Annotated in this window: 9 protein-coding genes and 1 pseudogene; 8 read left to right on the plus strand and 2 right to left on the minus strand. The window is 53.2% G+C overall.

Going from position 1 to position 12,897, the window contains the following annotated elements; genetic code table 11:
- The 6 genes and pseudogenes from IX84_RS31350 (at position 1) to IX84_RS34195 (ending at position 7,324) form a co-directional block, all read left to right on the plus strand.
- Positions 1–1,131, plus strand: coding sequence for an alpha-L-fucosidase (locus tag IX84_RS31350; protein WP_052516287.1), 1,131 nt, complete (start codon positions 1–3; stop codon positions 1,129–1,131).
- 10 nt (positions 1,132–1,141) lie between these two features.
- Positions 1,142–3,097, plus strand: a complete 1,956-nt coding sequence (locus IX84_RS21780) for an FAD-dependent oxidoreductase (RefSeq protein WP_081968882.1) — start codon at positions 1,142–1,144, stop codon at positions 3,095–3,097.
- The gene (locus IX84_RS21785) at positions 2,997–4,811 is read left to right on the plus strand and encodes a hypothetical protein (protein ID WP_152605188.1); all 1,815 of its coding nucleotides are present in this window, start codon (positions 2,997–2,999) and stop codon (positions 4,809–4,811) included. The genes IX84_RS21780 and IX84_RS21785 overlap by 101 nt, the downstream gene beginning before the upstream one ends.
- A gap of 57 nt (positions 4,812–4,868) precedes the next feature.
- Complete coding sequence (locus IX84_RS21790; RefSeq protein WP_044225806.1) at positions 4,869–5,219, plus strand: hypothetical protein; 351 nt, start codon at positions 4,869–4,871, stop codon at positions 5,217–5,219.
- Positions 5,220–5,305: 86 nt separating this feature from the next.
- A pseudogene (locus IX84_RS34190) lies at positions 5,306–6,466 on the plus strand (beta-galactosidase); the annotation flags it as partial.
- A gap of 45 nt (positions 6,467–6,511) precedes the next feature.
- Positions 6,512–7,324 carry a beta-galactosidase trimerization domain-containing protein gene (locus IX84_RS34195; protein ID WP_238578320.1) on the plus strand — a complete coding sequence of 271 codons (813 nt, stop codon included), beginning with the start codon at positions 6,512–6,514 and terminating at the stop codon, positions 7,322–7,324.
- Positions 7,325–7,406: 82 nt separating this feature from the next.
- On the opposite strand, the gene IX84_RS21800 is transcribed toward IX84_RS34195, so the two are convergent.
- Together IX84_RS21800 and IX84_RS21805 are read right to left on the minus strand one after the other, a co-directional pair.
- Positions 7,407–8,810, minus strand: coding sequence for a Gfo/Idh/MocA family oxidoreductase (locus tag IX84_RS21800; RefSeq protein ID WP_044225808.1), 1,404 nt, complete (start codon positions 8,808–8,810; stop codon positions 7,407–7,409).
- Between the two features lie 31 nt (positions 8,811–8,841).
- Positions 8,842–10,083 (minus strand): DUF4861 family protein, encoded by a 1,242-nt coding sequence (locus tag IX84_RS21805; RefSeq protein WP_160213874.1) that lies wholly within the window; start codon positions 10,081–10,083, stop codon positions 8,842–8,844.
- 347 nt (positions 10,084–10,430) lie between these two features.
- Here IX84_RS21805 and IX84_RS21815 point away from each other — a divergent pair, with 347 nt between their 5' ends.
- On the plus strand, positions 10,431–11,492 hold the full coding sequence (locus tag IX84_RS21815) for a hypothetical protein (protein WP_044225816.1): 1,062 nt from the start codon (positions 10,431–10,433) through the stop codon (positions 11,490–11,492).
- Between the two features lie 338 nt (positions 11,493–11,830).
- On the plus strand, positions 11,831–12,880 hold the full coding sequence (locus IX84_RS21820; protein WP_044225823.1) for a hypothetical protein: 1,050 nt from the start codon (positions 11,831–11,833) through the stop codon (positions 12,878–12,880).
- Positions 12,881–12,897: the final 17 nt, after the last annotated feature.

Genomic DNA, 12,897 nt, shown 5'->3' on the forward strand with positions numbered 1-12,897 from the left:
ATGGAAAGAAGATCATTCCTGGAAAAAATAGCCGCCTCCGGATTGGGAGCGATGGCGCTTCCCGCCTGGATGCATGGGCAATCGAACAGCACTTTGCCCTTTTCAACCGCTGATCCGGAAGTACAACCCACCGCCGCACAGCAGGCTTGGATGGACATGGGCTTCGGGCTATTCATCCACTTCGGCATCAATACCTACTACGACACGGAGTGGAGCGACGGCACCCTGGACCAGGTGAAGTTCAATCCCACCAAGCTGGATACCGATCAGTGGTGTGCCACGGCTAAGGCAGCGGGCATGAAATACGTCGTGCTCATCACCAAGCACCACGATGGCTTCTGTCTTTGGCCCACGAAGCAAACAAAGTATTCCGTCAGCGCAACGCCCTGGAAAGGCGACCTGGTGGCAGAAGTTGTCAATTCCGCCGAAAAACACGGGCTGAAGGTCGGCTTTTACTACTCCCTTTGGGACCGGCACGAAAAGAGCCACGATACAGACGAGTGGGCCTACATCGACTTCATGAAGCGGCAGTTGGAAGAACTACTGACCGGCTACGGGCCCATCGTGGAAATGTGGTTTGACGGCTTTTGGAAAAAACAGCAGACCGGCTGGTCAAAGAAAAATAAGGAACTGGAAGGCGAGGCCGAAAAGGAAGCCTTCAACGCCGCCCGCAATCAAAAATTCATTGAGGCCTGGCGCATGGAAGGTGCCTACCGCTGGCAGATGGACCATGTCTATCAGTTCATCAAAAGCCTGCAGCCGGATTGCCTGGTCATGAATAATTCCACCACCGCTTATCCCGGTGTGCCCCTGCATCCGGTTGATATCCGCAGCGGCGAGAAGTACACCGAAGTGGCGGATGACCAGAAAGTCTGGAACTGGCTGGGCAAAGACCGTTACCTGCCGCTTCAGATTGAGACCACGATGTCTACCAAAGGCGACAAAAAATTCCCTTCCGGCAACTGGTTCTGGCACGATTGGGACAAATCCGTCCTGGAAAAGGAGAAAATCCTGCACTACCTGAGCGTGGCCCAAAAGATGAAAGCCAACCTGCCGCTCAACGTAGGCCCAAGTGATCAGGGGCTGCTGCGGGAGGTGGATGAGCAGACGCTGAAAGGATTACGAAGCTAAAAACCGAGTGATGAAAAACGTTTGCCAATACTGGATATTTGCATTGTTGTTATGTAGCAGCGTGTTTCAGAGCACCGCACAGGAAGGCATTCTGCTGGAAGCCGAAAGCTTTCTGTACCCCGGTGGCTGGGTGGTCGACCCCCAGTTCGTGCAGCAAATGGGTTCACCCTACCTGATGGCGCACGGCATGGGGCAGCCGGTGGACCCGGCAAAAACTGCAGTTAAAATCGATAAAGCAGGGACTTATAATGTCTGGGCAGGTACCAAAAATTGGGCGCCTGGCAATTGGGCACCACCCGGTCAATTCCTTCTAAAAGTAAACGGCGAGGCTCTGCCTGACACACTGGGGAGAAACCCCGGCTGGGGCTGGGCGTACGCTGGCAAAGCCAAACTTCAAGCCGGGACTGCCAACCTTGAGCTGGTCGACCTGACCGGCTTCAACGGTCGCTGCGATGCCATATTCCTGAGCCAGGGAGAGGTGCCGCCGCCCGACTACGGCAAAAAGCTAGCCGAATGGCGCCGCCAAATGCATCAGGAACCTTTGGCTCCGGAAAGGGAGAAATCCTATGACCTGGTGGTAACCGGTGGGGGCATTGCGGGTTGTGCGGCTGCCATTGGCGCAGCCGAGCAAGGTTTAAAAGTTGCCCTGATTCACGATCGCCCCGTGTTGGGTGGAAATGCCAGCAGCGAAATCCGGGTGCACACCCTCGGGATTTACGGAAAATTCGAACGCATACTTCGCCTGCTGGATACCGAGCACTACCCGAATGGCTCTGCGGAAGCCAAAAAAGATCAGGAGAAGCGGGACAAAAACGTCAAAGCCTATAAAAATATCGACCTCTTTCTCAACTGGCGTGCCTATGATGCCGTATCCGAAGACAGCACCATTCAGTACGTGGACGCCCGGCATACTGCAACGAATGAAAGAATGCGATTCGGTGCCCCCTTATTTGTCGATGCCACGGGCGATGGCTGGATTGGCTACTGGGCGGGGGCGGAGTATTCCTACGGACGGGAAAGCGTCAACAAATACGGTGAAGAATGGGACGAGTGGGGCGAACTGTGGAGCCCGGAAGAAGCTGACAATTTTGTCATGGGCTCTTCCATACTCTGGCAAACCCATCAGGGAGAGGAGGCGACCGACTTCCCCCAACAGCCCTGGGCTGTTGCCGTTGCACGGGAACACAAGGCTACAGCCGGGGAGTGGTACTGGGAATTCTCCCGCAATGACTTGCACCAAATCGAAGATGGAGAAGAAATCCGCGATCACCTGCTGAAAGCCATTTACGGTTCCTTTGCCAATGCCAAGGCACTCCCGGAAAACAGCCACTATCAGCTGACCTGGGTGTCCTATCTGCTGGGGAAACGGGAATCCCGCCGGTTGCTGGGCGATCATATTTTCACTTTTCAGGATGTGGTCAATAATACCCCCTTCCCAGACTCCGTGGTAATGGAAGACCGGGCCGTAGACGTCCATTATCAGCGTAACCTGAGGGACGAAGAGAAGCCGGATTTTCTATCCGAAGCTCTTTTTTACCGGACCGACCGGTACTACATTCCCTACCGGAGTTTGTACTCCAGAAATATAGACAACCTGTTTATGGCTGGCCGCTGCTTTAGCTGTTCTCACATTGGGCTGGGCAGTCCCCGTGTTATGCGGACCACCGGGCAAATGGGCGCGGCTGTTGCCCCAGTATCATTTGATGACCCAAAATCAGCTAAAGGCCTATTTGTCTTTCTGGGAAGACCGGAAACTGCCGGCGGATGTCCGGAATCAATTGACCGAAGCGAGCCACAATCCAAATTACCCCTACGCCTATCTCATCGAACGATTTTTAGAAGCTCAGAAGACGCCTTAAACAATTATGACGAAATCAATCCTACTCAGCTTATGCCTGCTAATTGCAGTGGGCAGCCTACTGCCTGCACAGTCCGCCGTTTGGTCCGTAGACAGCTACCCCGATGAGCCCGGGCTGCAAATGCGCATGGCCCCTATGCTGCCCCGGATCGCTGCCGAAGGCTTTGCCAAACGCAGCCTGGCCAACTCCAAATGCCCGGACACCGGGCTGCCGCTAAAAACCTGGGCGGTAAAGGGCGAAACGATTTACTCGCCTTATACCGGCAGGGCCTATCAGCAGGGAGATACCGGCTACTTCGGCCCAAAGGCACGCAATGAAGAGGGTGAAATTTCTGCCTTCGGTGGCGACCCCCTGAAATACGAATTACAATCGGCTACGGCGCAGCTGCTGCTCCATCCTGGTGATGCACTTGCCCGCGGATTTCTAAGCATTCCCGGCAATCTCCGGCAGCAGTACCACTTTGCCTGCAACAACTGGGCGCGGTTCTATCCGTACCTGGCTGACGAAATGGGGGAGGACTGGAAAGCCCGATTCCATGATGCAGTAGCGGACTATGAGGAAACACGCCGTCCTTCCGATGGCAACCGGGAGTATGCACCGATGAGCCATCCCCATGATTTGGTAGGAGAGGAGGGGACTTTGCTCGGCGGCAATACCATTGAAGGAGGGACGGAAAACCACAAAACCATGTGGCGCACATCCTGCCTGGTGTACAGCCAATGGATGCCCGAAGGGGCCAAAATTTCCGGTTACGATTTGCCGGAAGCAGAGACGAGGGTGCGGGCTTTTCTCACCGAATACGCCGAACGCATGTTGCAAACCGGTAACGGAGAGTACGACTCCCAGATTTATTACCCCTATTCCATCGAAGGGTATATGAACCTTTACGATTTTGCCAAAAAGCCGGAGGACCGGGCATTGGCGAAATTCACCCTCGACTACTACTTCGCCACCACTGCCCTGAAGCTGGTAGACGGGCATATCGCTGGTGGGATGAAGCGTGGCTATTTGCCGAAAGGCGAGCCCGACAAAATGGAAAAGCTGTTCTGGGGCTATTTTGATGACGTCAGCCGCGATATGTCGGAAGCGGTGACCACCGTGCATCAGGCCACAACGCGCTACTGGCCCAATACCATTATTTCGAAGATTGCACGAGGAGAAGTAGCATTGCCCTACGAGGCCCGAATGCCCCGCCCGTTCTACCACATGGACCGTAAAAATGGTTTTCAGGAGTCCTTCTACCGGTCGAACACCTTCGGGTTGGGCAATGTGTACATGAGCATCGTCGACAACCCCAATCAGCAGATGGTCTGGTCCCTCATGGTGGAAGGGGAGGACGACCCGCTGGGCTTTACCGGTGGTCAGCCGCTGCGGTTGACGACCTCCGGGCACAGCCCGTACACGCAGACCCTGCACAGCAAAAACACCCTCCTTCTCCTGTCCGCTCCATCCGAATTGGATGAAAAACAGCATCCGGAATTTAATATTTCTGATAAGCGGATCAACCCCTGGCATCTGCCCGATAGCGCACAGGCCCGTGAGTTTGAGCTGGCCAACCGCTGGAAGTACGCCACGGAGCCCTTACAACCGGTAAGCCCACCCGCTGAAGATGAATTGGAAGCCTTTTGGGAGCAAAAGAAATACAGCGCTGCCTCCTGGCTGCTCATCCCCAAACAAGTGGAGCTGGTCAAGGAAACCGACCGGCAGCTGATTTGGAAAGCCCCGAATACCTGGGTGGCGGTCTGGCCCATAGGTACTGATTACTTTATGATTGACGCCTCTGCTGAAGCCATTGCCAAGGTGGAGGACAAAACCTGGTGAAGCGTACTGGAACAGTACATCGTCCTGGTCGTCACGGGGCAGCAGTCCGGGTACGCTTTGGAGGTGCTGGAAGGAGCCGGCCATCCGGATTTGAACGCCGTGCTGGCGAGCCTGAAAACTGCTGATTTGGAAACTCAGGGGCTCAAAAAGAACAAGACCCTCACTTACCAATCCACACTAGGCGAAAAGCTGGAAATGACCTACCGCCCTGACCGCCTGAAAGCCTACGGGCGCATTGATGGCACGCCTTTGGATTTTGAGAACTGGGCAGGGGGCGCTGTGTATGAAAGCCCCTACCTTCGCGTCAAAGACGGTGTAATGGACGTGGAAGACGGCACCGAAGGCTACTGGGTGTTTTTCCGGGACGGACAGCCCGTTTACGAATTACTGAACGAGAAAAACGACTAAGGTCCATGAAAAAGTTATTCCTTGCATGGTGTTTGATTTTTGGCTACAGCCTGCTATCGGCACAGCCCTATGATTTTGGGCATCCCATGCCCGTGGGGGCCTACTACTACCCGGAGCACTGGCCCGAAGCACAGTGGGACCGTGACCTGGATAAAATGGCGGAACTGGGCTTTCAGTTTACCCACTTCGGAGAATTCGCCTGGGCGATGATGGAACCGGAGGAAGGGCAGTTTGACTTTGAATGGCTGGACAAAGCGGTAGGGCTTGCGGACAAGCACGGGCTAAAAGTCATCATGTGCACCCCCACGCCAATGCCCCCCGCCTGACTCACCGAAAAGCACCCGGAAATCCTGACGGTCAACGATCAGGGTCTGACGCAGCACCGCGGGAGCCGCCTGCACGTATCCTACAACCATCCCACTTACCGCTACTACACGGAGCGCATCGTGCGCAAGCTGGCAGAACGCTACGGAAAGGACGAGCGCATCTGGGGCTGGCAGGTGGACAATGAGCCGCACTATGGCGTATTGTATGATTATTCCGAAGGGCACGAGCGGGCTTTTCAGGATTGGCTCAGAGAGAAGTACGGCAGCATCGATAGCCTTAATACTGCATGGGGCGCTGTCTTTTGCAGCCAATCCTACAACCATTTTGGACAAATCGAAATTCCCAATAAGAACCGGGCGCCACAGGGCGCGAATCCTCATGCGCTGCTTGATTTTCAGCGCTTCAATGCAGAGGAACTGGCCGAAGCCCTGAGGTTTCAGGCCGATCTGCTCAAAAGGTTGGTGGACAAGCGGCAGTGGGTGACCACGAACTACGCTTATTTCAAATTCCTGCCTTCTGTCGATCCCTCCCTGAATCAGGAGGACTTTGATTTTGCTGCCCACACCATGTACCTGACAAGCGGATATTTGAGCGATGAGGGCGGTCCCCTTGCCCATCGGTTGGGGAGTGGGCTGGAGCTGGCTTTTTCCCAGGAATTTGCGGCGTCGGTCAACGGCTACACCGGCATCATGGAGTTGCAACCCGGCCAAATCAACTGGGGCGTCATCAATCCGCAGCCGCTGCCCGGGGCGGTGCGTATGTGGGGCTGGCACGCCTTTGGGCTGGGCGATGAATTTGTATGCACCTACCGGTTCCGGCAGCCCCTCTTTGGCGGAGAACAAACCCACAAAGGCGTCATGGAAACCGATGGGGTGACGGTAGCCCGCGGCGGGAAAGAGTACGTACAGTTTATTGAAGAATTGCAACAGCTTACGAAAAGCGGCGACCTGAAAGCCGATGCGACTATGCCTGCCGCGCTTAAAGCCTGCAAAACCGCCTTTTACTGGGAACAGGACAACCTCTGGAGCCTGGGCAATCAGCCCCACCACAGCGACTGGGACAGCTGGGCCCACCACTATACCTACTACCAAAACCTAAAGCGGCTGGGCGCTCCGGTTACCTTCGTTAGCCCCGGCGAAGCGGTTGACCCTGAGGAATATCCTTTTTGGGTGGTCCCCGCCGCGCACATGATTGATCCGTCGCAGGTAAACATCTGGGAAGACTATGCAAGGGCAGGCGGCCAACTGATCCTGAGCGTGCGCACCGGTACGAAAGACCACAACAGCCATATTTGGGAAGCCCTGCTGCAGGAGCCCATCTGGGATTTGATCGGTGCCCGGGTGGAATACTACGACCACCTCCCAGCCAAATACCCCGCACAGGTGAGCATGGATGGCGAGACCTACCCCTGGCACATCTGGGGCGATGTACTGACTCCGATGGAAGGCACAACGGTACTGGCTAGTCACGATAGCGAGTACTACAAAGGCGCACCGGCGGTTGTTTCCCGCGATCTGGGCGCAGGCAGCGTGACCTACACCGGCGTATGGTCGGACAACTGGGAGCTGGAATACGAGGTGTTGCGGGCAGTCTATGGTAAGGCTGGTGCTAAAATCCTCAATCTACCCCCTTACGTCTTCACCGAATGGCGGGATGGGGTTTACATCGCCGTCAACTACAGTTCGAAGGCCGTGGAAGCGCCGGTGCCGGATGGTGCGAAAGTGCTGTTGGGCGGGCGGCAGTTGGAGCCGGGTGGTGTGACGGTTTGGGTGGAGTAGGGGGCTTCGTTTATTAAACAAACCCAAAACGGGCATCCGAAAGCCTTCGGATGCCCGCTGTTATTGTAGCTCAAAAAAAGTTTTAAATCCGCTTTGCCCGCGGCTGCAGGTCCGTTAGCTCGGCGATCCGTACCGGGCGGTCGGATTCAATGCTGTTGCGGGCGGCCACGCCAATGAGTACGGACATGGCGCCATCGCGTACGCCTGCGGCTCTTTCGTAGGGGTCTTCTTTTTCCGGGTGGACAAAGATTTTATCGTGCAGGCGCTTGTCGCCACCGCCGTGGCCGCCACGTTCGTAGCCGACCATGATACGCTCGTAGTCATTCCACAGGTTGTGCGCGATGAGGGGCTTGTAGTTGATTTCGCCGGCATTCTGATTCATTTCCTGTGCGTGCAGCTCTGCCTGACTCACATCCTGTTCTTCCACGTAGGGGATGTCCTGCCAGGCTTCCAGGCGGCCGTCGGTGCCGTTGAAGGCAATGCGCCAGCCTTCGAAGGGGGAGTAGGTGGTCAGGGAGTAGTTCACGAAGACGTTGTTGGCGTATTTGATCTGTGCCGACATTTTATCGTAAATGTTGATCTCCTCCCGGAACAGGCAGTTGTCCCGGATGTACCCGTCGTGGTGCTCGTTTTTGGTGTAGAGGTTGGTCAGGAACTCGTTTTTGGTGATATCCCAGTGGAATGCGCATTTGTCTTTGTGGGCGCAATCGCGGCAATTGTTGCCCCGGAAGGGCCCGTTGCTTCCGTAGTGCTCCAGGTCGCCGTAGGCAAAGACTTCCTCAGGGTCGGAATCGAGCCACCAGTTAAGCAAATCAAAATGGTGGGTGGCTTTGTGCACCCATAGCGTACCACCTGCCTGCCGCAGCCCGTGCCAGCGCCGGAAGTAGGACGCCCCGTGGTAGGTGTTCAGGTACCAGTTGAAGTCCACCGAGGTGACCTTGCCGATCTTTTCCTCCATCAGGAGTTCCTTGATCTTGGTCATGTACGGGCTCCAGCGGTAGTTGAAGCCAACGATCAGGTTCTTGTTGGACCGGCGCTCGGCATCAATGATCTCCTGGCATTTGAACTCATCGGTAGTCATGGGCTTTTCCGTTAGCACATCACAGCCCATATCGAGCCCCTTAATGATAAACTCGTGGTGGTTGGAGTCTTTGGTGGTGACAATCACCAGGTCGGGCTTCCTTTCCTGCACCATCTTTTCGAAATTGGCGTAGGTCGGGCAGCTCACCTGCATTTCCTTCAGGGCAAACTCCAGCCGGCCCGGGTTGATATCGCAAAGCCCCACAAATTCAAGGATGTCGGAATATTTTTCCACCAGCCTCCGCCCCCAGAAGGTGATGCCGCGGATGCCGGTGCCCACGAGGGCAATTTTGAGTTTTTCACCTTTTAGAATAGGGCTCCAAAGGGTGCTGCCCGCCACGGCGGTACCTGCGGAAAGGCTGCTGAGCATGGTCAGAAAATGTCTTCGGTTGATTTCGGTTGGCATAATTTGAATCGGTTTAGCTGTTTTCAAGGCACTATTTATTGCTTTCCATCCGGAAGGCTGTCCCCCACTGTGCTGCTTCCTGCTCCAGGTGTTCCCGGAATTCCCGGATGCCGCGTATTTGCATGGGGTCTTCTTCCCAAACCGCCATAAAACGATAGGTTGCGGCTTCGTTGCTGGCATTAAGGATCATTAGGTGGTCGAGTTCGCTATCGTAGAGTACGGGTTCCTGGGATTCCTTAGCCATTAGTGCGAAGCCGAGCTGCTGCCCGTGGTAGGACTGATTGTCCCAGTTGTAGTAGGTCTGTACGCCATCATACCGCTTGGCATTAATTTGGTCGGTATGCTTGACGATGCCGGTGGCAAACTTCATCCCGTCCGGCAGGGGTGTTTTAGATTGCATCCGCACCTCCGTCCACTGATGGCCGGCCTGTATTTCAAAATCCACCGTGAGGTCCAGCCGGAAAGTGTCCACCTCCAGCCCCTCAAAGTTTACCCGCAGTATGCTACGCAAAGGGCCGTTGGCTATAATATCAATATCTTTTTTTGCCGTTTTAGAAAGGGCATAGGCTTTTTCCCGGTACCAGATGGCGGGGCTGCCAATACCCAGAGAGTTGCCCACTTTGAGAATGTCAGAGCCCCAGTCCTTCAGGTCGTGGTAGTCCCAGCCCACCGTATCCATGACCATGTCCCGGACTTTCTTGCCGTAAATATCGGTGCGGAAGCGATCGTCCATATAAAAGCGGTAAGCCACCAGGTCGTTCTCCCAAACGGGTCCTTCAAACATGACCCACATGTTTTGGGGGGTGAGATCACCGGGTACGGTCAGGGCTTCCCGTTGGGTATAATCCGCGAGCATTTCCCGGGCCGTCTCCGGGGCAAAGGGGCGGTCCTGTACCTTGAAGACGATTTGCGAACGCTGGGAGGCCTCAAAGGAGTCTGGGGCTGGCTGATAGGAGAGGCTACGGGAAGATTTGCCCTTGAGGTCGGTCAGGAAGAATAAAGTTTCCGGCGTACCATCACCATCCAGATCATCCTGTTGTGCGGGCAGCCAGGCTTCAGCCCCGGCGTCGTAGAGTGCCCATCCCGGCTTGCTGTTTTCCGGGATAGCGGCCTCAAAGCCTGCATCTTTAAAAGTGGTGGTTTCCGGATTGGAAACTGTAATGGTATAGTCGTCGCTGTTGCCGGCCGCTTGATCAGCCCCGCAACTGCTGAGCAGGCTCAGGGCAAGTCCGGCCCCAAAAAAGCGTAAGTAAGAAAAAGATGGGATCCGCATATTCCGGTTGGTTTTGATGAGTGTGCTCCTAAAAATATTCATCCTGATTGGAATGGTGGTAAAAAAACAGACCATTCTTTGGGAGGGTAGCCTGCAAGGGGCTTTTGTAACCTATTCGGGCTTGTGTCGCGCATTTTTGGAGTGGCATGGAATTTTGCGAAGGAAGTAGTTGCACCAAAAGAGTAGGATGCAGTCCCAGTCTGCCCATTTCATACTTCTTTTTCGCGACAACATTGCAAGTTGATTTGAAATTTACTATCTTGTGTTGAGAAGAGTGCATCTCCGTAAAAATACCGGAATATTTATAGAGCGCGCAAACCATCTCTAATGCTATAAAATTTTACCAAATGAAAAAATTATTACTCCTCTCTTTGCTCAGTCTGGCTTCTCACGCATTGCTACAGGCACAAATTGAAAAAGGCGCGCTTACCTTAAGAGGGGCAGCCGGATTGGAATACTTATCTGCAGCCGAAGAAGAATATAGCGGGCTGACTTATGAACTAGGGACCAGAATTGGATGGATGCTCACAGACCATTGGCTGCTGGGTACAAGCCTGGGGGTAGTTGGAATCGGTGGCAGTGGTGCCGTTTACTTTGCTGCGCCGGAGGTGCGGTATTATTTCAATCCGGGCTCGGAAAAAAACAATTACTACGGTGGATTCAGATACAGCTTTAATTCCGAAGGGGGCGATTACTCCACCTATGAGTTCCAGTTGGGGTTGAACCGGTTTATAAACGAGCAGGTCGCCTTTGATGCCAATCTTGTTTATTCGGTACAACCCGAGGAGGAACATACCCTATTGCTGTCTATAGGGCTACAGCCTTTTATAAACAAAGCAGACAGAGCCGAATGGAAGTCTGCAGCCTCTGCTTTTAACAAAGGCGACTTATTGATTAATCCCAGTTTTGGTTCCGGCTCTTATAGAGGAGGCAGTTTCCTAGAGATGATGTTCAATCCTGATCTTGGATTGTTCCTTAGTGAGCAAACCTTGATAGGTGTAAACCTCAACGCCTCTTTTCTAACTGTTACTGGCAGTTTAAGAGAATTTAACCCAGCAACGATTACCGAGCTATCCATCGCCCCTTACCTCCGGCACTACCTCAGTAAGGAGCAAAACCACTGGCGTTGGTATGGTCAGGTGGGCTTCCTCTTTGCCGGGTCAAACTTCGAGTCATCGGTTTCTGAAAGGAATTCATCAGTTGCTCTTGTGAGTGGCCGCTTAGGCACCAATTGGTTTCTGACGCCTAATCTAGCTTTTGATATTGGGCTGGATTTGAGCCATCATCTTTGGGCGAATATGGAGGGGACCAGTGACAGGTCAGGTCCATTTGATGAGCAAATGCCTGACCGTGGGTTCCAGGTAGGGGCATCAATAGGCGTGCAGTACTTCCTGCAACGGGGAAATTAGACAATTGAGCCCAATTCAGAGCAGCCTGCGACAACCACCAAAGTCAAACATGCAATTTTGGAAATTGCCACCCAATGGGAGGTGCTCCCTGACGCGTTCAAATTTTGGTTAGTTTGCCCTGCCATTCGAGGGCATAACAAATTGCACAAACATCAATCCCGAGGGCAACCCTCTGCATTTAAGCGCTATGGCTGCTGGGGTAGAGCTTCCCGCTCTGCTCCAGCTTATCCAGGAAATTTTGGCTAATTTACCCTGTCTTTTATTGAGCATTGCTGATTGTATGGAGATTCAGTATCTTTCGCCGATAAACGCCCTCTATTGCTTTAAACGATTACCAAATGAAAAAACTAATACTGCTCTCTTTACTTTGCCTGGCGGCTAATACATTGCTCCTCGGGCAGATTGGAAAGGGCTCCGTCACAGTAAGGGGGGGAGCTGAACTGGATTATCTGTTTGCAGAAGAGGAGACCCGGACTGGCTTCAGTTATGATTTTTTTCCAAGATTTGGTTTGATGGTCACTGATCATTGGATGGTTGGTGCGGGTGTGTCGATTAGGGGTTTTGGTAATAATGTTTATCCATCTGAGGTCGCGCCAGAAATTCGGTACTATATTACCCCTCGTTCTAAAAAGAATAATTATTATGCTGGTCTAAGGTACATATTGGGGATCAACGAACCTGCACATTCTTCCTATGGGTTCAGGCTGGGATTCAACAGATTCCTGAACGAGCATATTGCGTTTAATGTGAGGGCCATTTATTCTGTCCGGCCACAAACGGCAAATATCATGTTATTGTCTTTTGGTTTACAGCCCTTTATGAATGGGTTGGGCAGGTCACAATGGCGGTCTGGTATATCTGCCTTCAACAAAGGAGATCTGATGATTGATTCAGATTTGGGCGGGGTCTCTGTCCAAAGTAACATCATTCGGTTGCGCTTTAGGCCTAAGGTGGGGCTTTTTCTCAGTGAGCAAACCTTGATAGGCATAGAGCTAAGTGCCAATTTTTCGCAACATTTAAACCGGGAAGTGCAATATACGGATAAAGGAATATCTATTGCTCCCTATCTGCGCCATTACTTCGGCAATAAGCAAAGCCACTGGCGTTGGTATGCTCAGGCTGGCTTTTTCTTTTCTAGTTCACGCTCAGAAGCATTTTCGTCGAAAAGAAAAAGTTTGATTTCCCTGGTGAGCAGCCGATTGGGGACTAATTGGTTCCTGACACCCAATTTAGCTTTTGACATGGGCCTCGGTCTGGATTACCATATTTGGACGAATGTCAATAGATCTAATCCATGGAATGGTTCCTTTGATGGACCATTGCCCAGCAGTGGGTTGCGGGTAGGGGCATCAATCGGAGTGCAGTACTTCCTGCAAAGAGGAAATTAGAACACCAAACCATTTAA

Origin of the sequence: Phaeodactylibacter xiamenensis (genome assembly GCF_000759025.1) — a bacterium.
In the GTDB taxonomy this organism is placed as follows: domain Bacteria; phylum Bacteroidota; class Bacteroidia; order Chitinophagales; family Saprospiraceae; genus Phaeodactylibacter; species Phaeodactylibacter xiamenensis.